Genomic DNA, 22,483 nt, shown 5'->3' with positions numbered 1-22,483 from the left:
GGCCGGAATACCGTGGACGTATGCGCGCTGTCGTCCATCTGGTGCTGTTCGCCTGTGGGGTCGTGATGGCGGTCGGAGCGTTCGGGCCGTTCGTCGGAGTTGTGCAGGCCCGCCACATCCGGCTCGCCGATATCCGCGACGGCTTCGCGACCGGAATCCCGCTGGACGGGGTGCAGGCCCAGGCGACGCAGCTGCGCGCGTCCTACACGGTGGTGTTGCTGCTCGTCGCTCTGGTGATGCTGTTGGCGGGGCTGTTCGGCTCGCGCGTCCTGGGATGGCTGGCGGTGCTGGCCGGAATCGCGGCGATCGCGGTACCGGCTTGGCGATTGGATCAGCGGTTCGACAGACAGTTGCGCGACGACTACCAGCATCTGCTCACCGGCACGTGGGGGTTGTACCTGTTCGGCGGTGCGGTGGTGGTCGCCGTCCTCGCGCTGCTCGTGCCCGGTGAGCGTCCCCGGCGCCGGGCGGTCGCGGCCGCGGGGCAGAAGCCGGCCCGCTAGGCGTTCATCGCAACCTCACTGCTCGCTCACAGGTAGCTGTGGAGCTGCGCGGGCTGAATAGGCGCCGTGACTACATCACTCCTCGAGAATTCGCCCGTGGTACCGCCCGAGCCCGCGAAACCCGGCGCCGCTCCCGGATTCGGCGGCAGAGCCGTCGAGCGGGCCGGTCTGGCGGTGCTCCTGATCGCGACGGCGGTGATGTACCTGTGGAACATCACCGTCAACGGGATGGGCAACCAGTTCTACGCCGGCGCCGCCTGGGCCGGATCGAAGAACTGGGAGGCGATGCTGTTCGGCTCCCTGGATCCGGCGAATTTCATCACCGTCGACAAGCCACCCGTCTCGCAGTGGGTGATGGGGTTGTCCGGTCGCATCTTCGGCTTCTCCAGCGCGAGCATGCTCGTTCCGCAGGCGTTGATGGCGGTGGCCGCGGTCGCCCTGCTCTACGGCGCGGTCCGGCGGATCACGAACAACCACTGGACGGCGGTGCTCGCGGGCGCGGCGCTGGCGCTGACACCGGTGGCGGCGTTGATGTTCCGATTCGACAATCCGGACGCGGTCATGGTGCTGCTCATGACGGCCGCCGCCTATGCCACGGTGCGGGCACTCGAGCGCGCCTCCACGACGTGGTTGCTGCTGGCCGCGCCGACGTCGCTGCGCACCCGCCTGCTCGCAATCAAGGTCCGGCGGATGCGCGGGAGCAGGCCGCGACCGGCGACCGGAATCCGGGGACGACCGGGCGCGCCGAGGGTGCGACCACGAGCCGGGGCCGGGAGCAGACGACACCGGGAAGCACGCCGGGGCAGCCGCAGCCGGACACCACCGAGAACAGCGGCGGCCCGGGCGGTTTCGGCCGCAATCAGCATGCCGACATCACCGCCTGGGTCACCGCCACCTTCCCGGCTCAGCACATCGGCAACGCCACGGTGTACAACCTGAGCGGATACCGGGGGTAGGAGTGCGACAGCGGCTCGGCGGGCGAATCCGATTGCCGCACACGGTTCACGGCCGGGTGACGGTCGCCAGATTGATCAGTGACTGCTGGCGGCCGTCGGCGCCCGCCGGGGTGTGGCCGAGGCTGCGAATGTAGTCGGGAAGGTAGACGCGCTCACCGCTCCATCCGCGGTCGGTGAACCAGGCGGTGGCCTCGCTGCGCGGCTCGTTGTAGATCAACTTCACCCATTCCGAGCCGGATGCTCCGTCTGCTGCCAGGGCTTCGGCGGCCTCGGCGGGCAGGGGATCCATCTGTTCGACGGCGGCCCGGCTGCCGGGTGCGCTGAGCGAGTGGACCGTATCGAACAGCCGGTCCTGGGCGGCGGGTGTCAGGTAGATCAGCAGCCCCTCGATCAACCACGCGGTCGGCCGGTCGGAGTCGAAGCCGCTGTCGCGCAGGGCTTTCGGCCAATCGCCACGCAGATCGACCGCCACCTCCCGGCGATCCGCGATCGGTTCGCGCCGGGCCTGCGCGAGGGTCGCGCGCTTGTACTCGAGTACCCGCGGCCGGTCCAGTTCGTAGACTGTGCAGCCCGCCAGCCACGGCAGTCGGTAGGCGCGTGCGTCCAGGCCCGCCGCGAGCACCACCACCTGCCGGATTCCCGACGACACCGCGGCCTCCAGGTAGTCGTCGAAATAGCGGGTGCGGAAGAGCTGATGCTGCTGGAACGGGATGCCGAAATCGGTTGTCAGCAAGGGATGTTCAGGCAGTCGTCCCGCCATCAGATCCGCCCACTCGCCGCCCGCGGCCGAGACGAACAGCTCGGCGAGCGGGTCCCGAGCCGGAGCGTCGTCCGCGCGGCCGCCCAGGGCGCGAGCGGCCGCGACGAACAATGCCGTGGATCCGACACCGGTGTTGATATCCCAGGAATCCTCGTCGGTACGCATGACGGCCAACCTACCGACCGGGGTGCGGCCCGGCAGGTACCCGCGCCGCGCCCGTGTGAATCCGCCATGAAACCCCTGCCACCACGTGTTTCCCGCCATCGAGCGGGGATTGCCGCCTATGTCCGCACGCGCTCGAGCAGCTCGATGGTCGCCTCCCACAGGCGGCGCTCGCGGTCACGGTCGTGGGCGACCGGCTGCACCTCGGTGAGCGCGGTCTTCACCACGAAGGCGCCGTCGCGCAGGTGTGCCCACTTCTCGTCGAGGGCCATCGAGGCCAGGAGCGGTCCCGAGCTTTGCGGGGTCGAGACGCCGGGGAGCCGGCCGATAGCGCGGCCGATCGCTTGCACCGGCGCGGGAGCGCCGCGGCCGAGCGCGGTACCCGGCATCCAGCCCGGTTCGAAGACCGAGACGTTGATCCCGGGGCCGGCGTGGCGCTGCAGTTCGTGGGCGTAGTACAGAATCGCCAGCTTGGCGTTGGAGTACGCGACCCCCGATGCGGTCATGCCCGGCGCCCGCTCGCCGGTGGCCGGGCGAGCGAGATCGAGCGGATCGGCCCATTCGGCCTCGGCGACATGGAGCAGCCTGCGCCAGAAGTTGGCGTGATAGGTGTTCGAACCGAGCAGAACGATCCGCGCCGGGGCGGTGAACACGTCGAGCAGATCGCCGATGAGCTGGGCGTGGGCGAGGTAGTTGACGGCGAAGGTCGTCTCGTAACCGTCGGGCGTGGCTTGCCGGGTGTCGGCGGACATGATGCCGGCATTGGCGATCAGTGCGCGCAGTGGTCGCACGGCACCGGAGGAGAGAAGTTCGCGCACGGTCGTCGCGGCGGCGCGGACATCGGTGAGATCGGCCAGATCGCAACCGATTTCGCGGACCCCGGCGCCGCGCGCACGGGCCTCGTCGGCGATCGCGGTCAGATCCGGCCCGGCGCGGCCGACCAGAAGGAGGTCGGGACGCTGTCCGACCGGGCGGCCGGCCATCGCCAGCGTGGTGGCGCGGCCCAGGTTGCGGGTCGGGCCGGTGATGAGAACAGTTCCGGTTTCGGTCATGTCCCCAGCGTGCCGACCGGGCCGGGCCGTAGGCAGTCGTCCGGTTGTCGTAGGACTGCCAGGGCCAGGACAAGCCGGCGCGCGCTCGCGCAGACTGGAGTACGTGGAAGCGTGGGAATTCGGCCGGACGGTGCGCCGCTGGCGCGACCGAGTGGCGCCCGAGGCCGTCGGCGTGCCGGTGGGGTCCCGGCGCCGGGCCGCCGGATTGCGCCGGGAGGAACTGGCCGCGCTCGCCGGCATCTCCGCCGACTACCTCACCCGCCTGGAACAGGGACGCGCGACCGCGCCGTCGGCGCAGGTGGTGGAGGCACTGGCCCGGGCGCTGCGCCTGACGGATGCCGAACGTGACCTGCTCTACCGGTTGGCCGGGCATGCCGCACCGGGCCCGGACGTCGTGCCCTCGCGGATCACCGCGAGCGTGCAACGACTGCTCGACCGGTTGTCGCACACGCCGGTCGTCGTCTACGACGCGAGCTGGACGCTGGTGATGGCCAACGCGCCGTACAACGCGCTGATGGGCGACACCACCTCGTGGCGCGGCGTGGAGCGCAATGCGGTGTGGCGCAACATCACTCGCATGCCGACCCGGGTCGTGCACTCCGAGCGGGAGCAGGCGGAGCACGAAGCCCGGCTCGTGGCCGACCTGCGCCTGACCGCCTCCCGCTATCCCGCCGACCGCACCCTGCGGCGCCTCATCACCGACCTCGGCGCGGCGGGTTCGACGTTCACCGACCTCTGGAACTCCGAGACGCCACCGCCTGCGCCGGACCCGTCGAGGCGGAAGACGATCGACCACCCGGCGGTCGGCCTGATCACCCTCGACTGCGACACCCTGCTCGTGACTCTCGACGATCTGCGCATTTCCGTCTACACCGCCGAGCCCGGTACCGAGGACGCCGCCCGTCTCGACCTGGCGATCGTGCTGGGCACGCAATCGCTGGCACCGTGAGCCCCCCGCGGAGCCGGCCTTCGCGTGCTCGCCGTTCCCGCCCTCGACATCGGAGCGAAAATTATGTGGCCGTGCCGATCCTAATATGCTTAGGTTACATCCTAAGTAGATTAGTTTAGGAGTGGTACATGTCCCCCCGTGCGGGATTGTCCAGGCAGCGAATCGCCCACGCCGCAGCGGAACTCGCCGACGAAGTCGGATTCGCCCACGTCACCCTGTCCGCGGTAGCCCGCAGGTTCGGGGTGAAGGATCCCAGCCTCTACACCCACGTCCGGAACCTGCGGGATCTGCAGGTGCAGGTGGGATTGCTGGCCGGGGCGGAGATGAACGAGCGGATCGGCGCGGCGGTGGCGGGGCGCTCCGGGCGCGAGGCGTTGTTCGCCTTCGCCGACGCCTACCGCTCCTACGCCCTCGACCATCCGGGCCGGTACGCGGCAACGCAGATCCGCATGAATCCCGAGGAGGTCGCCGGAGAGCCGGCCCTGCTGCGCGGTATCGAGCTCACCGCGGCGCTGTTGCGCGGATACGGATTGAGCGAACCCGGGTCGACCGACGCGGGACGCTTGCTGCGCAGCACATTTCACGGTTTCGCCACCCTGGAGGCGGCGGGCGGATTCGCGCACTCCCGGGCGATCGACGCCAGCTGGCACCGCATTCTCGAGGCCCTGCATCGCACCCTGTCGCAGTGGCCGTCCGGCACCGAAGAGGAAGTAGCGCAATGAGATCCGACACACTGACCGTCCCCGGCGCCACGCTGTACTACGAACTGCGCGGCGACGGGCCGCTGCTGTTGCTGATCCCCGGTGGCGGCGGCGACGCGGGCGTCTTCGACGAGATGGCCGAGGTGCTCGGGCGCCGTTTCACCGTCGTGGCGCTGGATCCACGCGGCTGTTCGCGCAGCGTGCTCGCCCACGGGCCCGAGGATCAGCAGGTGGCGGTGCAGGCGGACGACGTGGCCCGGCTGCTCGCACATCTGTCCGATGAGCCGGCGTTCGTCTGCGGAACCAGCAACGGCGCGATCGTCGGACTCGACGTGCTGGCGAGACATCCCGACCGGGTGCGCCGACTGGTCGCGCACGAACCACCCTGCTTCGCCGTCCTGCCGGACGCCGACCGGCACCTCGCGATGGTCGAGGAGGTCTATGCCCTGCTCCACACCGAGGGCGTCGCCGCGGCCGGCGCGAGATTCCTCGCGGGCATCGGTCCCGCGATGAAACCGGCGCCGCAGGTTTCGCAGTTGTCGGAGCGTGCCGCGCAGATGTGGGCCCGCCTCGCCGCCAACGGCCCGCTCATGATCGAACACGAGTTGCGTGAATTCACCTCGTACACACCGGATTACAGTGCGCTGGCCGCGGTGTCGGACCGTCTGGTGCTCGCGGTCGGCCGCGAAACGCGCGGGTGCCTGCCCTATCGGCCCGCGGTCGAGATCGCGGCCCGGCTCGGACTCGAGGTGGTCGAGTTCCCCGGGGCACACAACGCAGTGCGCACCGAGGCCGAAGAGTTCGCGAACCAGCTGATGGAGGTCATGGAGATTACGTCACCGCAGCGTCATCCGACGGATTCGTAGCGGCACCGGTAGCGGCGATGCTCGATGAGTGTCCGGCACCGCGAACCCGCGGCCGGCGGCCCTACCGGTTTCGAGGAGTTTCCATGACCACGGTCCGTTTTCATCTCATCTCCACGCTGAGCCCCGCCGAGGTCGTGGGCGTGCTCACCGACTTCGGCCCGTCCCGGCCGCAGGTGTGGCCGACGATCGATGCCGAGCACTTCGTCGTGCACGAGCAGGGCGAGGGGTGGGCCGAGGTCACCGAGGGGACGGAGGCGGCCTGGGAGCGCGCCCGCTACGAGTGGGACCCGGCGGGCGACACGGTGACCGTGACCACCCTGGATTCCAAACTCTTCGGCGCCGGTGGTGGGTGGGTCTTCCATGCCACACCTGCCCCGGAGGGCAGCCGTGTCGAGGTCGAACTGACCCGGACGCCACGGGCGCTCGAGGGGAAGCTCCTGGCCGTGCTGCTTCCCCTGGTCGGCCCGTCGTCGCTGCGCAAATCGTTGCGAGTTCCGTTGCGGGCGGCCTGATTCCGGCCGGGCCACCCGGCTCAGGCCTCGACCTCCCACACGAATCCGTCGGGATCGGTGAAGGAACCGAGGGGGCCGGTGACGGCGATGCGATGCGACCCGGAGCCCTCCGCCGGGACACCCGCGTCCTTGGCGGCGGCCTTGCGGCCGTAGAGCGCGAGCTTGACCGACCCGGCCGGCGACTCGAACTCCGCGTACTTACCGCCGAAGCTCTTGGCCACGGTCAAGCCGCGCTCGACGTAGAACTGTTTGGTCGCCTTCACACTCTCGACCCCGAGCAGCAGAACGAAATCGTCGATCTCGCGGGTGGCCGGGCCGGTGTCCTTCTTCGCCGAGGTGGCGATCTTCCAGACCGCGCCGTCGGGGGCCTGCACGACGCCGCCGTACCCCCAGAAACTCTTCTTGGCCGGCTTGACCGTCGTGGCGCCCGCCGCGACCGCGGAGCTGATGAGGCTGTCGACGGTGCTCGGCTGGGACACCACGAGGGAGAGGATGTATCCGCGGAAGCCGGTGGTCTCCGCGTCCGACTTGCGGACCCGCAGCCGGTCGCCGAGTCCGAACGCGGCCTCGTAGAAGGCCGCGGCGGCAGCCGGGTCCGGGGTCTCCAGGATGACCGATGCGATGGTGCTCTGAGCAGTGGTGATGTTCATGTCGAAGACGTTATCGGCGATCGCACGACCGTCGCTTCTCGATTCCTGATCACTCTGGGAGCGTCTGCACCACATCGTGTCCCGGCTCCGTGGCGGGCGTGATCGAGCGCCTCGGAAGGCGGCGCCGGCAATGCTGGACCCGGTCCAGCCGGCGGCCGAATACGCGGCGGTTGTGGCGGCCGCGCCGAACGCCGAACCGACGGAGTAGAAGAGCATGTATGTGCCGATGACGCTGCTGGTCCGGTCCTGTGCGGCCGTGAGCAGGTGCTGATTGCCGACATGCACGGCCTGCACGGCGAAATCGAGGACGACCACGCCCGCGACGAGCAGCCCCAGCGACCACGATCCTTGTGCCGAGGGAGGCGAACAGGAGGAATGCGATCAGTCCGCGAGAGCAGAAGCCGGTCACCGAACAGGGACCGCGAGCCGCGCAGCACCTGCCGATAGCCGGGGCGGCCCGCGCGGGCCTCGGCCGGCAGAAGCATCAGGACCAGGCCCGCCGGCGCGACGAGGAGGACCGCCGTCACGGCGTACACTCCGCGCCAGCCCCAGACGGTGGCCAGCAGGCCCGCGACGATGCGTGCGCCGAGGATGCCGACGACGAGCGGTCGGGTGGACTCGGAATCGACCTCCGTGCGCAAGGCCGGATGAGGCGAGACCCGCGCCGTCGTCCCCAGTGTCGAGCCCGGATTCTCATGCCCATCGGGTCGTCCATGGCCGGTGGGCAATTTCTGATGATCTCATCATTTACTCTTGACAGCGCGGTCGATCTTATCTGATGATTTGATCAATACCTGCCGGTGGCGTTGACGGCCTTTCTCGGAAGGACACCGCGGAACGCTTCTCGGACAGGGTCTTTCGCAGTGCGTCGAGCGCGAAGTCGCCCACGCTCGACCCGCGACCGATCAGAGTCGATTCGGAAAGTGAGAATCCATGAACGCCACTCGCCTCATCTCCGCGATGAGCCGTCGTCGCGCACTGGGTACGGCCGTCGCCGGCACTCTCGGCGTGGCCGCGGCCGCGGCGGCGGTGTTGCCCGCCGCGCAGGCGGCACCGGTGCGCGACCAGCGGCCCGCGCCCTCCGGCACCTACCGCATCGATCTGCACGCACATTTCCTGCCCCCGGACTACCGTGCCGCCCTGATCGAACACGGCCACCTCACCATCGGCGGTTACCCGACACCGGAGTGGTCGCCGGAGCAGGCGCTGGCCTTCATGGACTACTACGGCATTCAGGCACAAGCACTTTCGGTGTCCGACCCGGGTGTGTCCTTCCTGAGCGGGAAGGAGGCCAACGATATGGCGCGCTACTGCAACACCTATGCCGCCGGCCTGTTCCGATCGAATCCGACGCGGTTCGGCGCCTTCGCGGTCCTGCCGATGCCCGATATCCCCGCCTCGATCGCGGAGGCGATCTACGCCCTCGACGAACTGTATCTCGACGGGGTGATCCTGCTGTCCGCCTACAACGGCGTGTACCTGGGGGATCCGCGGTTCGAGCCGTTGATGGCCGCGCTGAACCAGCGCAACGCCTACGTTTTCGTCCACCCCGCGGCGATTCCCGACGACGCCAAACCAACACTGCCGCTACCGGATTTCCTGGAAGAGTTCACCTTCGACACCACCCGCGCGGCGACCATGATGATGGTCACCGGTGTCACCCAGCGATATCCGAACATTCGCTTCCAGTTGGCCCACGCGGGCGGCACGGTACCGTTCTTGTCGCACCGGATCAGCGTGGCCTCTCAGACCGTGCTGGGGCAGTTGTGGCCGCAGGACCTACCGAAACCCTCCGTGCTCGATATCCAGCGACAGATCTCGACCTTCTACGTCGACACCGCGCTGAGCGGCTCGGCCGCCGCGATGGCGAGTGCCACCGCGGTGATGGGCCGTGAGCACATCGTCTTCGGTTCGGATTGGCCGTTCAGCGCGTTGACTCTGCCACAGTCGGGCAGCCACGATCCGGCGCCCGGTCTCGGCGACATTTTCGACGCCGACCAGCGGATGGAGGTCGAGCACCACAACCCGCTGCGGCAGTTGCCCCGCCTGGCCCGAGCCGTGAGCGGGTAATCGTCCGATTGAGCGCCGCTGCGCTGGGTAGGTCGTTGCATGTCAGGAAATTGCGACGGAAGGGGACTCCGTGTCCGACCACAACAGTGGCCCGCGTGAAGGAATCAAGGGCGTCGTCGAGGATGTGAAGGGGAAGGCCAAGGAGGCGGCGGGCATCGTCACCGGCAACAACGACCTCGAGTCGGAGGGCCGGGCCCAGCAGGACAAGGCCGAATCGCAGCGCGAGGCGGCCGAGAAGGAAGCTCAGGCCGAGAAGGCCCGGGCCGAGGCCAACGTCGACGAGGCGCGTCAGCGGTCTCACCAGCAGGGCAGCTAGCTTCCCGACCGTTCACCCGTTCCGTGCCGGAGGAGGTTCCCGTGGTTTCACACGACGTCATCGCCCAGCTTCGCCAGGACATCACCACTGCGTCCGATGCCGGAGACGAGGCGGAAGTGCAACGGCTGCAACGCGAACTCGACACCGCGCTGCAGGCGTACCGCGAGAGCGGCGACGACGGCACGGAACGGGGAGCGGAATGAGGGAGGACACCGTGGCCGCCCGGGAGGCGGGGCGATGACCGAGGGTGCCGCCGAGCGGATCGCCGAGCTGGCCGCGGCGGCCGGTTCGACGATCGCGGTGGCGGAATCGCTCACCTCGGGCAAGATCGCCTCCGCCCTCGGCGCGGCACCGGATGCGGGACAGTGGTTCCGCGGCGGGGTCGTCGCCTACAGCCCGGAGGTCAAACGCACTGTCCTGGATATGCCCGATGTCCCCGTGGTGTCGCGGCCGGCGGCCGAAGCGTTGGCGGCCAGCGTGCGCAAGCTGCTCGGCGCGAGCTATTCGGCGGCGGTCACCGGTGTCGGTGGGCCCGAACCGAGTGACGGCGAACCGCCCGGCACGGTCTGGTTCGCCACCGCCTCCGAGACCGCCGTCACCGCCTGCCGGGCCGAATTCGACGGTGAGCCGGAAGAGGTGCTCGAGCAGACGGTGCGGTTCGCGCTGAGCTGTCTGCTGGACCGTTTGACCGCCGATCGGTGAACGGTTCGCGGACGAGCGCATTGTCCGCAATATTCGCAACTTCGCCGGATCGATAACGCATAACTAGGCAGTTGCAACGTATTTCGACGGGTACCCGTCCTGAGTAGCGTCCGAATCATGCGATTCACCGACGTTCCCGGAAGGTCCCGACTGTGAAGAATCACCTCGTTCGCACGCACCGCTCCGCCGAGGTGTTCCCGCGGGCCGAACACCTGGCGTGGCGCATCGCCGAGGTCGCCACGGATCCGGTCGCGGTGGCGCCGGAGACCGAAGAGATGATCGTCAACCGGATCATCGACAACGCCGCCGTCGCCGCCGCATCGATCACCCGGCGTGCGGTGGCCAACGCCCGCGCGCAGGCGCTGGCGCACCCGTATCGGCCCGGTGCCCCGGTATTCGGCGTTCCCGGCACGTATTCCCCGGAGTGGGCCGCGTGGGCCAACGGCGTCGCGGTGCGCGAACTCGACTTCCACGACACCTTTCTCGCCGCCGAATATTCTCATCCGGGCGACAACATTCCGCCGATTCTGGCCGCCGCCCACCAGGCCGGACGCAGCGGCCGTGATCTGATCCGCGGCCTGGCCACCGGCTACGAGATCCAGATCGATCTGGCGCGGGCGATGTGCCTGCACGAACACAAGATCGACCACGTCGCGCATCTGGGCCCTTCGGCCGCCGCCGGAATCGGTACGGCGCTCGGCCTCGATACCGAGACGATCTATCAGGCCATCGGTCAGGCGCTGCACACCACCACCGCGACCCGGCAGTCCCGCAAGGGTGAGATCTCCAGCTGGAAGGCCTACGCGCCGGCCTTCGCGGGCAAGATGGCGATCGAAGCCGTCGACCGGGCGATGCGCGGCGAGGGTGCGCCCGCGCCCATCTGGGAGGGCGAGGACGGGGTGATCGCCCGGTTGCTGGCCGGGCCCGACGCCGAGTATTCGGTACCGCTGCCGGGTCCGGGCGAGCCCAAACGAGCGATCCTCGACTCCTACACCAAGGAGCATTCGGCCGAATATCAGAGCCAGGCGCCGATCGATCTGGCCCGGCGGATGCGCGACCGCATCGGGGACGTCGGCCGGGTGGCCTCGATCGTGCTGCACACCAGCCACCACACCCACGTGGTGATCGGCACCGGTTCCCACGATCCGCAGAAATTCGATCCCGAGGCGTCGCGGGAGACCCTCGACCACTCGGTCATGTACATCTTCGCGGTCGCTCTGCAGGACGGGACCTGGCATCACGAGCGTTCCTACACGCCCGACCGTGCCCGCCGGCCCGACACGATCGAGCTGTGGCGCAAGATCTCCACCGCCGAGGACCCGGAATGGACCCGCCGCTACCACTCCACCGATGCCGCCGAGAAGGCCTTCGGCGCCCGCGCCGAGGTCACGCTGACCAGCGGTGAGGTGATCGTCGACGAACTCGCGGTCGCCGACGCCCACCCGCTCGGCGTGAGGCCGTTCGCCCGCGAGCAGTACATCGCCAAATTCCGCACGCTCGCCGAGGGCATCGTCGACGCGGCCGAACAGGATCGATTCCTCGACGTCGCGCAGCGGGCGGGCTCGCTGTCGGCGGACGAACTGCCGCAACTGACGTTCACGGTCTCCGACGAGGTGCTCGCCCGCGCCCCGAAACTGTCGAAGGGATTGTTCCGATGACCGGATTGCTCGCCGCCGCCACCTCCGCCGCCGACAAACGCGTCGCTTTCCGCGCCGGACTCGCGTCGGGGTCGATCCAGCGATTCCCCGGCGCCTTCAATCCCTTGGTGGCCAAGCTGATTCAGGACATCGGGTTCGAAGGTGTCTATGTCTCCGGGGCGGTGGTGTCGGCGGAACTGGGGCTGCCCGATATCGGGCTGACCACACTGACCGAGGTCGCGAGCCGCGGCGCTCAGGTGGCCCGGGTGACCGATCTGCCGGTGCTCGTCGACGCCGATACCGGCTTCGGGGAACCGATGAACGCCGCCCGCACGGTGGCGCTGCTCGAGGAGGCCGGCCTCGCGGGCTGTCACCTGGAAGACCAGGTGAATCCCAAGCGTTGCGGCCACCTCGACGGCAAGGCGGTAGTGCCCACCGACGAGATGGTGCGCCGCGTGCGTGCGGCGGTCTCGGCGCGGCGTGATCCGAATTTCGTCATCTGCGCGCGTACCGACGCCGCCGGGATCGAGGGCGTCGACGCGGCGATCGAACGGGCCCGCGCCTACGCCGACGCCGGGGCCGACCTGATTTTCACCGAGGCATTGAGCGGCGCGGCCGATTTCGAGAAATTCCGGGCCGCGGTGTCGATTCCGCTGCTGGCCAATATGACCGAGTTCGGAAAATCCGAACTGTTGCCGGCGCGGACCCTGGAATCGATCGGCTACAACGCGGTGATCTATCCGGTGTCCACTTTGCGCCTGGCGATGTGGGCGGCCGAGACCGGATTGCGCGAAATCCACGAGACCGGCACCCAGGCGGGACTGCTGGATCGGATGCAACATCGCAGCCGCCTCTACGAACTGCTGCGATACGAGCGCTACAACGAATTCGATTCCGACATATTCACTTTCACTCTCGGAAGGAACCAGTGATGACGAAGTCCGCGACTCCGGCGATCAACAAGGGCCTGGCGGGCGTCGTCGTCGACACCACCGCGATTTCCAAGGTGGTGCCGGAAACGAATTCGCTGACCTACCGCGGATATGCCGTCCAGGATCTAACGGCGCACTGCACTTTCGAACAGGTCGCCTATCTGCTGTGGTACGGCGAACTGCCGAACGACGCTCAGCTGGAACGGTTCTGCCAGCAGGAACGCGCGGCGCGACGGGCCGATCGATCGCTGCTCTCGCTGGTGACGAAATTGCCCGACACCTGCCATCCGATGGATGTGGTGCGCACCGCGATCAGCTACGTCGGCGCCGAGGATCCGCTCGAGGACGACAATTCGCCGAAAGCCAACCGCGCCAAAGCGTTACGCATGCTGGCGGTGCTGCCGACCATCGTGGCCGCCGACCATCGCCGTCGGCACGGACTCGATCCGATCACGCCGCATTCGCATCTGGGATACGCGCAGAATTTCCTGAACATGTGTTTCGGGACCGTGCCGGCGCCGGAGCTGGTGAAAGCGTTCGAAGTCTCGCTGATTCTCTACGCGGAGCACAGTTTCAACGCCTCGACGTTCGCCGCGCGCGTGGTGACCTCGACGCAGTCGGATATCTACAGCGCGGTCACCGCCGCTATCGGCGCGCTGAAGGGGCCGCTGCACGGCGGGGCGAACGAGGCCGTCATGCGCGACATGCTCGAGATCGGCGAGCCCGAGCGAGCCGAAGCATGGTTGCGGAAGAAGCTGGCGGACAAGGACAGGGTGATGGGATTCGGCCACCGGGTCTACAAGCACGGCGATTCCCGGGTGCCGACGATGAAGCGGGCATTGCTCGATATCGCCGCTGCCACCGACGGCGGCCGGTGGGTGCGCATATACGAGATACTCGAACGCACGATGGCCGAGGCCACCGGGATCGCGCCGAATCTCGACTTTCCCACCGGCCCGGCGTATTACCTGCTCGGATTCGACATCGAGACCTTCACCCCGATCTTCGTGATGAGCCGGATCACCGGCTGGGCCGCGCACATCATCGAACAGGGCGCCTCGAACGCGTTGATCCGCCCACTGGGCGAATACGTCGGGGTCGGGCAGCGCTCCGTTCTGACCTGATCGGCGTCCGGGACGACTCACCCGTGCCGGATCCGCGGGGAGGCGAGGGCGGTGGGCGGCACGTAGTCGCCGACCGCGTCGCGGTGCCACCACACATGGTCGCGGCGCAGCTCTTCCCGGGTGCTGAATCGGTAGAGGTACTGGCGCACTCGCACATGGGCGGGCGGCAAGTCCGGGAAAGGGTTGTGCCGCAACAGGTGCAGGGTGGCCGGGTCGTTGATCAGCAGCCGCCGCAGGAACGGGCCCAGCCAGGAGCGGGCGTAGATCGGGGAGATGGCGGCGAACCACATCAGCCAGTCCAGGCGCAGATGGTAGGGCGCCCATTGGCGGGGCAGCCGATGCGGATCGCCGGGCTTACCCTTGAAATCGTATTCCTCCCAACGGGTTTGCTCGGTGATGTGCCGGTCGTGGGTGCCCTCGACCACCAGTTCCCATCGCCGGCGCTCGATCCGCCCGAACGCGCCGTAGGTGTTGACCAGGTGGTACCGATTGAAGCTGGCGTTCATTCGCTGGTGCCCGGACAACAGATTGCGTATCGGCCAATAGCTGAGAACGGCCACCGCGGCCGTGAAGGCGCAGACCACCGCGACGAACCATATCGGCGGATCCGCGAAGGCGGGCTGAGCGGGTAGCGGCAGCACGGTCGCGGCCGAGCGGGCGTCGATCGCGGTACAGGCCAGCAGGATCGTCAACCAGTTGAGCCAGGCGAAATTGCCCGAGGCGACCAGCCACAGCTGGGTGATCACGACGACGGCCGCGGCGACACTCGCGATCGGCTGCGGGGTGAACAGCGCGAACGGCACGGCCAGTTGGGCGATGTGGTTCGCGGCCACCTCCACGCGGTGCAGCGGTTTGGGCAGGTGGTGGAACAGCCAGCTCAGCGGGCCGGGCATGGGCTGGGTTTCGTGGTGGTAGTACAGGCAGGTCAGATCGCGCCAGCAGGGGTCGCCGCGCAGTTTGATCAACCCCGCGCCGAACTCCACCCGGAACAGCAGCCAGCGCGCCAGCCACAGCACGAGAATGGGTGGCGCGGTGTGACCGTTGCCGAGAAAGACCGCCAGAAATCCCGTCTCCAGCAGCAGCGATTCCCAGCCGAACGAATACCAGGCCTGGCCCACGTTGACGATCGACAGATACAAAACCCACGCCGCCAGCCACAGCAGCATCGCCGCCCACAGCGGCACCTGATCGCCCGCCCCCGCCGCCAGTGCCACCGCCAGCGCCGCACCGGCCCAGGAGACACCGGCGAAGAACCGGTCCGAATAGTGCAGATGGAAGATGCTCGGCGATCCCCGGAACGACGACCGGGCCAGGAAGGCGGGCACCGGCAGCATGCCCCCGGCGCCGATGAGCGCCCGGAACTGCCGCGCGGCGCCCACGAACGCGATCAGATAGACGACCGCGAGGCCGCGTTGGAACACCTCGCGCGCGAACCAGTACTCGGGCGCCGTGAACCACTGCATGCTCGGGGCATACCCGCTGCGGCCGGTCGCGATGCCGGTTCAGTCCTTGAAGTAGACCAGCTGATGCGTGGTGGCCAGCGGCCTGCCGTCGGCGCCCCACAGTTGTGCGGACTGATCGAAATAGCCGCCGCCGAAATGCTGTCCCCGCGCGGTGGCGAGTACCGGACGGTCGCCGTGGGCGGCGAGAGCGGCCGCATCGGCGTGGAAGTAGACGGTGAGCGAGACGGTACTGGCGGCGATCATCCGGCCCTGTCGCACCATCACCCGCGGGATGAAGACATCGGCCAGGGCCGTCACCGCGGGAAAGTCCACCGGACGAGCCGGGAGGTCTCGCACCCAGAGCGTGGTCGTGGAGGTCGGCTGTTCCCGCGGATCCGACGCGATCGGCCCGCCGCCTTCGACGAATCGCATCTCGTAGTTGCGCATCCACACCGGGAACTCCGGCGGTTGCGCCACGGCCACCGATTCGGCGGGCGGCGCGGCGGGCGGTTCGATCTCGGTATCGGACCAGGTGGGCCGCCGGGCGCCGCAGACGACGGTCGCGGTGGTGGTCACCGCGTCGTCCTGGGTCAGCGTCAGCAGCCAGTGCTGGGTGCTGCGGTTGGTCCGGACCGGCGTGCTCTCGATCGTGAACGGGCCGTCGGCGATGGCGCCCGCGTAATTGACGGTGATCGACACCGGTTCGGCCGCGCACCGCGGATCGTCGAGGACCGCGCGCAAGGCGGTGGCCGCGGTGACTCCGCCGAAGGGGCCGACCATATTCGAGTACTCCGCCGTGGTGCGGCCCAGATAGCGGCCCGCACCGGCGGGCGCGGGCGCGGTGGCGAGATCGAACGGGTGGGTGCCGATATCGGTCGGATTCACGAGCGGGTACTCCTTGTCTCATGCGTGCGGCCTCGGCGGCCTCGGCCCACCGACTATAACGATCGTCATAGGCGCGGTGGCCGTCCGGGTCCGAGCGGAGCCGGGACGAGTCTGGTTCGATGGACGATGTGACCCTGTTCGTCGGGACTTCCGGCTGGCAGTACCGCGACTGGCGCGGAGTGCTCTACCCGCCGGGCGTGCCGCAGCGGCTGTGGCTGGAACGGTATGCGGCCGCCTTCGCGACCGTCGAGAGCAACAACGCCTTCTATCGGTTGCCCAGTCGTGAGGTCTTCGCGGCCTGGCGGGAACGCACACCCGAGGATTTCGTCGTGGCCGTGAAGGCCAGCCGCTTCCTCACCCACGTCAAACGCCTCCGCGAGCCGGCCGAGCCGGTGCAGCGGCTCCTCGATCACGCCGCGGGACTGGGCGACCGGCTGGGGCCGATCCTGGTGCAACTGCCGCCGACCCTGCGGGCGGACGCGGGCCTGCTCGACGACTGTCTGCGACAGTTCCCCGCGACCGTGCGCGTGGCCGTCGAACCGCGCCACGAGTCGTGGTGGACACCGCGCATCCGCACCGTACTGGAGGAACGCGGCGCGGCACTGTGCTGGGCGGATGCGCGCTCGCGCCCGGTGACGCCGCTGTGGCGCACCACCGACTGGTCGTATCTGCGTCTGCACTCCGGATTGGCGCGGCCGCAACCCCGGTACGGCCGGCGCGCCCTGACCGCATGGGCGCATCGGCTGGCGGACACCTTCGGTCCCGCCGACGGTTACGTGTACTTCAACAACGATCCGGGCGGCGCGGCCGTCCACGACGCCGTGGTGTTCGCCGGGCTGGCGCGGGCAGCGGGACTGACCGTGACTCGCACCGACGTGCCTTCCTGACCGGTCACCGATTCACCCGAGGTGGTCGAGGACGGCCCGCGGGAGCGCTATCGCGTTCTGTCCCAAAGTATTTCGCGCCGTGCCGGTGGAGAGTCGCCGGACGACGGCGAGCAGTGCCGGGCCCTCGTCGAGCAGCGGGCGCACCAGCCCCACTTCGACGCAGCGGCGCAGGGCCGGCGCGAGAACCGCCTCCGCCTCCTCCGACCGGCCCACCGTCTCGAGACAATTCGCGGACAACAGTGTGGCGCACAGGGCGGCGCGCGGGCGCGCGGCGGCGTCGATCGACTGTCGCAGGGCATCGGCGCGGTGCGGCGCCCGTTCGGGATCGACCCGCAGCAGCCACCGGACGGCCGCTTCCTCGGTGAGTTCACGAATCGTCGTGGCCACGCCGTCCTCCGCTGCGCGGGCGCCGGCCGGCTCGCCGGGCACGATTTCACCGATCCCCAGCCGAATCCGCTCGAGTTCGATCCGTGCCGACAGTCGCGGGAGGGCGTGTGCGGTGGCGACCTCGGCGCCGGAGGCGAGCAGTCGCTCCGCGGCCGCGCGATCCCCGCGCAGCGCCTCGATCCGCGCGCCGGTGCCGTAGACCCCGGTCAGGAAATCTACTGTGCCGCCCTCGAATCCGAATTCCACCGCGACGTCGAGCAGCTGGTGCGCCTCCGCGATCTCGCCGCGGTCGTAGAGGAAATCGCCGAGTGCGGCCGAGGCCAGACGGGCGGTGAAGGAGCTCTCCCCGGTCGTGGTGCGCGCCAGATACAGCGCCGTGCGGAAATGCTCCTCGGCCGCCTCCTCGGCGAGTTGCTCACGCGCCGCCATCCCCGCGAAGCAGTGGCTGTACATGATGCTCAGCGCTCCGGTGATGTCGCGGAAATAGATCCGGCCCCACCGGTGCCATTCGTGGACACGGTCGAAGTCGAATCGGTGCAGCGCGGCGAAGGCGCCCAGGTTGGCCGCCGCCGCCAATACGAACGGCGGCAGCGAATCGGCGCGGGCGCGACTCTGCTCGACGGTGTCCTCGAGGCCGTCGAGGTGATCGGCGAGCGCCGCCTCCACTCCGCACAGAATCGACGCCTCGACCGCCAGATCGGATTTCCGATGTCCCGGAGGCTGTTTCGCCGAATCGGCGGCCAGCGCCAACTGCAGTGCGGTGTGCATGCGGCTCGACCGGCGCAACAACACCGCCGCCCAGGCCAGCGCGATCTGCAGGGTCGGGTCGGCCGCCGCGTCGGTGACGGGCAGTTTCGCCGCCAGTGCCGCCAAGGTGGCCAGATGCGAATGCTGCACGAGTTCGCGAGCGTGGGCGGAGACCAGCGCCACCGCCCGCTCGGGTTCCCCGGCTGCCATCGCATGGTCGATCGCCTCGCTGAGCATGTCGTTGGCGGCGAACCATTCGGCGGCGCGACGGTGCAGCCGTGGCACGCGTTCGGGATGGTCGCGCTCCAGCCGCTGCCGCAGGAAATCGGAGAACAACGTGTGATAGCGGAACCATTCGCCGTCGTCGTCGAGGCGGCGCAGGAATAGGTCCCGGCGCTCGATGTCCTCGAGCAGCGCCCGTCCCTGCGGCCGTCCGGTCAGCGCCGCGGCGAGCGGTCCGCAGATCTTCTCGGTGACAGCGGTTTCCAGCAGTGCGGTCAGCAATCCGGGCTCGAGTGCGTCGAGCACGTTGTCGGTCAGATATTCGCTGATCGCCTGGTGCCGTCCGGACATGGTGGCGATCGCGGAACCGGGGTCCGCGCGGCCGCGCAGCGAGATCGACGCCAGTTGCAGCCCGGCGACCCAGCCGTCGGTGCCGGTCCGCAGCCGGTCGATATCGGCGTCCTCCAGTGCGAGCCCGCCCACCCGGGTCAGGAAGTCCGCCGTCTCGGACTCGTCGAAACGCAGGGCGGCGGAGTCGATTTCGATCAGCTCGTCGCGCACCCGGATGGCCGAGAGCGGTAGTCCGATCATCTCGCGGCTGGTGATCAGCAGTTGCAGATGGTGGCAGGCGTTGTCGAGCAGGAAACGCAGCGCGGCGGTGGTATCGGCATCGGTGACGCGATGCCAGTCCTCGATGATCATCACGAGCCGCTCGCCGTCGGCGTGGATGCGGTTGATCAGCGTGGTCAGCACGTAGCGCATCACATCGTTGCCGTGTTCCTCGACCACGCGCAGCAGTTCGGTGGTCAGGGCGGGTCGCGCCCGGCCGACGGCTTCGATCAGATGCAGCAGGAACCAGACCGCGTTGTTGTCGTCGTCGTCGATGTTGAGCCAGCATGCGGCGACCCCGCGATTCACCATCCGCTGCGCCCACTGCGCGGCGAGCGTGCTCTTGCCGAAACCGGCAGGCGCGTGCACGACGATCAGGCGCGGCCAGCGCTCGGGATCCATCGAGTCCAGCAGGCGGGGACGGCGCACCAGCGGGCGGGGGGAGAGCGCGGGATGGAATTTGGTTTCGGCGGTCGGCGGTGTCGTCACCAGGTCGGCCGGGGGAAGCAGGCCGAGTCGGGTCGGTTCTCCGACGCGATCGGCGGGCGCGGGTTCGGCCGCCGGAATCTCCGGTGTCGGGATCGCCATCTCGTCCACGCGCAGTCCGCGGTGACGTTGCAGCTGCTGGGCTCGCTCACCGAATTCCATCGCGGAGACCGGGCGCCCGCCCGGGTCGGCGGCCATACTCTCCTCGATGAGTTCGCAGATGTCGTCGGGGATGCCGCCGGGGCGCAGGTCGGGAATCGGTTCCTCGGTGATGCGCAGGAACTGGGCGACCAGTCGTTCACCGGAGCGGCGCTGGTAGGCGGCGTGGCCGGTGAGCATGCAGAACAGCGTGGCGCCCAGACTGTAGATGTCGGAGGCGACCGACGGGGTGCCGTCGCGCAGGACCTCGGGAGCGGTGAACGCCGGTGACGCCGTGACCACTCCGGTGGTGGTGCGGAAGCCGCCCTCCACCCGGGCGATGCCGAAATCGGTCAACTGTGGTTCGCCGTAGTCGGTGAGAAGAACGTTGCCCGGCTTGATGTCTCGATGCAGGATCCCCGCCCGGTGCACGGTCTCCAGCGCACCGGACAGCTTCACCGAAATGCGCAGCGCGGTCGTGATATCCAGCGGCCCGCCGTGCTGGATCCGCTGTTCCAGCGAGCCCCTCGGGTGATACGGCATCACCAGATAGGGCCGTCCGTCGCCGGTCGTGCCGACCTGCAGGATCGCGACGATATTGGGATGTTCCGGCAGCCCGCCCATGGCCCGCTGCTCGCGGAGGAATCGTTCGACACTCTCGTCGCCGAAATCGGCTGCGGCGCTGAGCACCTTCACCGCGACGATGCGGCCCAGTGCGAGTTCGCGGCAGCGATACACCACGCCGAATCCGCCCCGTCCGATGATGTGGGCATCGGCGAACCCGGCCGCTCGCAGACCGTCGTCGATCACCAGGGAGCGGTCGCGCTGGGTCGCCATGGAATCCTTGTCGGCCATCGGAACCGTTTCCGTCTGTACTGCTTGTCGCGGAGCCCGTCGCGCTGGCATGTCAAGTATAGGCTCGGCCTGCGCGGATGCCGGTGGCCGAGACCGCTCGCCCGCGCGGTCGGCAGGCGCTGTTCGGGCCGTGCGGCGCGCGCGTCGAAGGGGCAGGCGGCGCAACGGGATTCGCGCGCGGTGCCGGGCGGGGCCCGGTGACGGGGATGGTCACCGCCCGGGGGCTGCTGGCATGCTGTCCGATATGGCCGACATCCGCTGGGAAATCTCCGACTCCATCGCCACGATCACGCTCGATCGCCCGCAACAGCTCAACGCCTTCACCACCGCGATGGGCGAGGAACTGATCGCCGCCTTCGACGACTTCGACCGCGACGACCGGGTGCGCGCGATCATCGTGACCGGGGCGGGACGCGCGTTCTGCGCGGGTGCGGATCTGTCGGCCGGAGCCGAAACCTTCGCCGCCGAGGCGACCGACACCTTCCGTGACGGCGGTGGTGAGGTGGCGCTGCGGATGTTCGAATCGCAGAAGCCGATCATCGCCGCGGTCAACGGACCCGCCGTCGGCGTGGGCATCACGATGACCCTGGCCGCGGACTTCCGGCTCGCCGCCGACACCGCGCGGATCGGATTCGTCTTCAATCGGCGCGGCATCGTGCCGGAATCCTGTTCGAGCTGGTTCCTGCCCCGCCTGGTGCCCATGCAGACCGCGTTGGACTGGGTGTACTCCGGCCGGCTGGTCGAGGCCGACGAGGCCTTGGACGCGGGTCTGTTCTACGCTCTGCATCCGGTTGCCGATCTGCTGGACCAGGCCCGGGCACTGGCGCGACGGCTCACCGAGCATTCGGCGCCGGTGTCGGTGGCGCTGTCGCGGCAGATGCTGTGGCGCGGCCTCGGCGCCGAACATCCGATGATCTCGCATCGCGTCGAATCTCGCGGTATCAACCAGCGCGGTGCCAGTGCCGATGCCCGCGAGGGCGTCTCGGCGTTCCTCGAGAAGCGGCCCGCGCAGTTCCCCGACAGCGTCGAGCGTGATCTGCCCGATGTGTTCGCCGGTGAGCTCGCGACCCCGCCCTTCCGTCCCGCCTGATCCGTCCGACGAGCCTGGAGGAGCGCATGATTCGCTGGAGCTGGATGTACATCGACCGGCCCGCCGCACGTTTCGACGAGGCGTTCGCCTTCTGGTCGGCGGTCACCGGCACCCGGTTGTCGGCTCGCCAGGGTGAACACGCCGAGTTCGCGACCCTCGACCCGGCGACCGGCGACGCCTACCAGGCGGCGCAGGCGGTCGGCGGGGACGGGGGCGCCCATCTCGACATCGATGTCGTCGATCTCGACCGGGCCCGCCGCGCGGCGCGCGATCTCGGCGCGACCCTGGTGGCCGATCACGACACCTGGTCGCTCGTGCGTTCACCGCACGGCCTGCCGTTCTGCCTGACCACCGGTGACGGGCGGCATATCCCGGCGCCGGTGGCCGGGCCGGACGGCACCCTCAGCCGCGTCGATCAGCTCTGTTTCGACATTCCGCCGTCGGGCTACGACGGCGAGGCCGCCTTCTGGTCCGCGCTCACCGGCTGGCCCGTGCAGCGCACCGGCCGGTCCGAGTTCGCCCGGCTGCTCGTGCCGGCGCGATTGCCGATCCGAATCCTGCTGCAGCGCTTGGACGCCGACCGGGAGCCGGGCGCCCATATCGATATCGCCTGCGCCGATGCCGAGGCGGTGGCGGCCTGGCACGAATTCCTCGGCGCCCGGCGCGTGCGGCGCGGCGCGCAGTGGCTGGTGATGAACGACCCGGTGGGCGGGGTGTACTGCCTCACCGAACGAGACCCGTTGACCGGCAAGGTGTTCCGGCGCGGGCGCGGCTGAACGGATTGCTGCAGGACGTTCCCGCGCACCGCTCGCCGGCGTCGGGGCATCGCGGTCACCGCGCTCC

The 22,483-nt window shown here is 69.0% G+C and carries 21 protein-coding genes and 1 pseudogene; 16 read left to right on the top strand and 6 right to left on the bottom strand.

The annotated features are described in order from the left end of the window. Positions 1 to 20: 20 nt before the first annotated feature. Both ACPCUW_RS09220 and ACPCUW_RS09215 read left to right on the top strand, forming a co-directional pair. The gene (locus ACPCUW_RS09220) at positions 21 to 503 is read left to right on the top strand and encodes a hypothetical protein (RefSeq protein WP_064908529.1); all 483 of its coding nucleotides are present in this window, start codon (positions 21 to 23) and stop codon (positions 501 to 503) included. Positions 504 to 599: 96 nt separating this feature from the next. Continuing rightward, positions 600 to 1,145 (top strand): annotated as a pseudogene (locus ACPCUW_RS09215) (glycosyltransferase family 39 protein); the annotation flags it as partial. 360 nt (positions 1,146 to 1,505) lie between these two features. Here the strand turns inward: ACPCUW_RS09215 and ACPCUW_RS09210 are convergent. Both ACPCUW_RS09210 and ACPCUW_RS09205 read right to left on the bottom strand, forming a co-directional pair. Next, positions 1,506 to 2,384 carry an SAM-dependent methyltransferase gene (locus tag ACPCUW_RS09210; protein ID WP_423424316.1) on the bottom strand — a complete coding sequence of 293 codons (879 nt, stop codon included), beginning with the start codon at positions 2,382 to 2,384 and terminating at the stop codon, positions 1,506 to 1,508. 116 nt (positions 2,385 to 2,500) lie between these two features. Then, on the bottom strand, positions 2,501 to 3,433 hold the full coding sequence (locus ACPCUW_RS09205) for an SDR family NAD(P)-dependent oxidoreductase (RefSeq protein ID WP_423424315.1): 933 nt from the start codon (positions 3,431 to 3,433) through the stop codon (positions 2,501 to 2,503). 103 nt (positions 3,434 to 3,536) lie between these two features. Here ACPCUW_RS09205 and ACPCUW_RS09200 point away from each other — a divergent pair, with 103 nt between their 5' ends. The 4 genes from ACPCUW_RS09200 to ACPCUW_RS09185 all read left to right on the top strand — a co-directional run bounded on the left by ACPCUW_RS09200 (position 3,537) and on the right by ACPCUW_RS09185 (position 6,461). Beyond that, positions 3,537 to 4,382 carry a helix-turn-helix transcriptional regulator gene (locus tag ACPCUW_RS09200; protein WP_393529870.1) on the top strand — a complete coding sequence of 282 codons (846 nt, stop codon included), beginning with the start codon at positions 3,537 to 3,539 and terminating at the stop codon, positions 4,380 to 4,382. Between the two features lie 128 nt (positions 4,383 to 4,510). Then, the gene (locus ACPCUW_RS09195; protein ID WP_423424314.1) at positions 4,511 to 5,104 is read left to right on the top strand and encodes a TetR/AcrR family transcriptional regulator; all 594 of its coding nucleotides are present in this window, start codon (positions 4,511 to 4,513) and stop codon (positions 5,102 to 5,104) included. Further along, positions 5,101 to 5,949, top strand: a complete 849-nt coding sequence (locus tag ACPCUW_RS09190) for an alpha/beta hydrolase (protein ID WP_423424313.1) — start codon at positions 5,101 to 5,103, stop codon at positions 5,947 to 5,949. Before ACPCUW_RS09195 ends, ACPCUW_RS09190 begins: the two co-directional genes overlap by 4 nt. Positions 5,950 to 6,032: 83 nt before the next feature. Further along, complete coding sequence (locus ACPCUW_RS09185; protein ID WP_423424312.1) at positions 6,033 to 6,461, top strand: hypothetical protein; 429 nt, start codon at positions 6,033 to 6,035, stop codon at positions 6,459 to 6,461. A 20-nt stretch (positions 6,462 to 6,481) separates the two neighbouring features. Here the strand turns inward: ACPCUW_RS09185 and ACPCUW_RS09180 are convergent, their stop codons facing one another. Next, a complete protein-coding gene (locus ACPCUW_RS09180; protein WP_064901270.1) occupies positions 6,482 to 7,111 on the bottom strand; it encodes a hypothetical protein in 630 nt (209 codons plus the stop codon). Positions 7,112 to 8,044: 933 nt separating this feature from the next. Here ACPCUW_RS09180 and ACPCUW_RS09175 point away from each other — a divergent pair. The 7 genes from ACPCUW_RS09175 to ACPCUW_RS09145 all read left to right on the top strand — a co-directional run bounded on the left by ACPCUW_RS09175 (position 8,045) and on the right by ACPCUW_RS09145 (position 13,892). Beyond that, on the top strand, positions 8,045 to 9,181 hold the full coding sequence (locus tag ACPCUW_RS09175) for an amidohydrolase family protein (protein WP_423424311.1): 1,137 nt from the start codon (positions 8,045 to 8,047) through the stop codon (positions 9,179 to 9,181). A 70-nt stretch (positions 9,182 to 9,251) separates the two neighbouring features. Continuing rightward, positions 9,252 to 9,497: a CsbD family protein gene (locus ACPCUW_RS09170; RefSeq protein ID WP_030513798.1), complete on the top strand. Its 246-nt coding sequence runs from the start codon at positions 9,252 to 9,254 to the stop codon at positions 9,495 to 9,497. A 41-nt stretch (positions 9,498 to 9,538) separates the two neighbouring features. Further along, entirely contained in the window at positions 9,539 to 9,700 is a 162-nt protein-coding gene (locus ACPCUW_RS09165; RefSeq protein WP_156055505.1) for a hypothetical protein, read from the top strand. A 34-nt stretch (positions 9,701 to 9,734) separates the two neighbouring features. Then, entirely contained in the window at positions 9,735 to 10,199 is a 465-nt protein-coding gene (locus tag ACPCUW_RS09160; RefSeq protein WP_423424310.1) for a CinA family protein, read from the top strand. Positions 10,200 to 10,351: 152 nt separating this feature from the next. Further along, entirely contained in the window at positions 10,352 to 11,857 is a 1,506-nt protein-coding gene (prpD, locus tag ACPCUW_RS09155) for a 2-methylcitrate dehydratase PrpD (protein ID WP_423424309.1), read from the top strand. Then, complete coding sequence (prpB, locus tag ACPCUW_RS09150; RefSeq protein WP_063015538.1) at positions 11,854 to 12,768, top strand: methylisocitrate lyase; 915 nt, start codon at positions 11,854 to 11,856, stop codon at positions 12,766 to 12,768. The genes prpD and prpB overlap by 4 nt, the downstream gene beginning before the upstream one ends. Continuing rightward, positions 12,768 to 13,892: a bifunctional 2-methylcitrate synthase/citrate synthase gene (locus ACPCUW_RS09145; RefSeq protein ID WP_423424308.1), complete on the top strand. Its 1,125-nt coding sequence runs from the start codon at positions 12,768 to 12,770 to the stop codon at positions 13,890 to 13,892. Before prpB ends, ACPCUW_RS09145 begins: the two co-directional genes overlap by 1 nt. 17 nt (positions 13,893 to 13,909) lie before the next feature. Here the strand turns inward: ACPCUW_RS09145 and ACPCUW_RS09140 are convergent, their stop codons facing one another. After that, a complete protein-coding gene (locus tag ACPCUW_RS09140; protein ID WP_423424307.1) occupies positions 13,910 to 15,355 on the bottom strand; it encodes a lipase maturation factor family protein in 1,446 nt (481 codons plus the stop codon). Between the two features lie 39 nt (positions 15,356 to 15,394). Beyond that, positions 15,395 to 16,219 (bottom strand): acyl-CoA thioesterase, encoded by an 825-nt coding sequence (locus tag ACPCUW_RS09135; RefSeq protein ID WP_396929566.1) that lies wholly within the window; start codon positions 16,217 to 16,219, stop codon positions 15,395 to 15,397. 128 nt (positions 16,220 to 16,347) lie between these two features. Here ACPCUW_RS09135 and ACPCUW_RS09130 point away from each other — a divergent pair, with 128 nt between their 5' ends. Further along, positions 16,348 to 17,106: a DUF72 domain-containing protein gene (locus ACPCUW_RS09130; protein ID WP_063015584.1), complete on the top strand. Its 759-nt coding sequence runs from the start codon at positions 16,348 to 16,350 to the stop codon at positions 17,104 to 17,106. A gap of 12 nt (positions 17,107 to 17,118) precedes the next feature. Here ACPCUW_RS09130 and ACPCUW_RS09125 read toward each other — a convergent pair whose 3' ends face one another. Continuing rightward, the gene (locus ACPCUW_RS09125; RefSeq protein ID WP_423424306.1) at positions 17,119 to 20,550 is read right to left on the bottom strand and encodes a protein kinase domain-containing protein; all 3,432 of its coding nucleotides are present in this window, start codon (positions 20,548 to 20,550) and stop codon (positions 17,119 to 17,121) included. 244 nt (positions 20,551 to 20,794) lie between these two features. Between ACPCUW_RS09125 and ACPCUW_RS09120 the strand changes: the two genes are divergently transcribed. Together ACPCUW_RS09120 and ACPCUW_RS09115 are read left to right on the top strand one after the other, a co-directional pair. Further along, positions 20,795 to 21,640, top strand: coding sequence for a crotonase/enoyl-CoA hydratase family protein (locus tag ACPCUW_RS09120; RefSeq protein ID WP_063015585.1), 846 nt, complete (start codon positions 20,795 to 20,797; stop codon positions 21,638 to 21,640). A 26-nt stretch (positions 21,641 to 21,666) separates the two neighbouring features. Further along, positions 21,667 to 22,416 carry a VOC family protein gene (locus ACPCUW_RS09115; protein ID WP_423424305.1) on the top strand — a complete coding sequence of 250 codons (750 nt, stop codon included), beginning with the start codon at positions 21,667 to 21,669 and terminating at the stop codon, positions 22,414 to 22,416. The last annotated feature ends 67 nt before the right edge of the window (positions 22,417 to 22,483 follow it).

Source organism: Nocardia sp. AB354 (assembly GCF_049538315.1).
Taxonomy (GTDB): domain Bacteria; phylum Actinomycetota; class Actinomycetes; order Mycobacteriales; family Mycobacteriaceae; genus Nocardia; species Nocardia nova.
The sequence above is the reverse complement of the archived record's forward strand: the minus strand, read 5'-3'. Positions and strand labels throughout refer to the sequence as shown.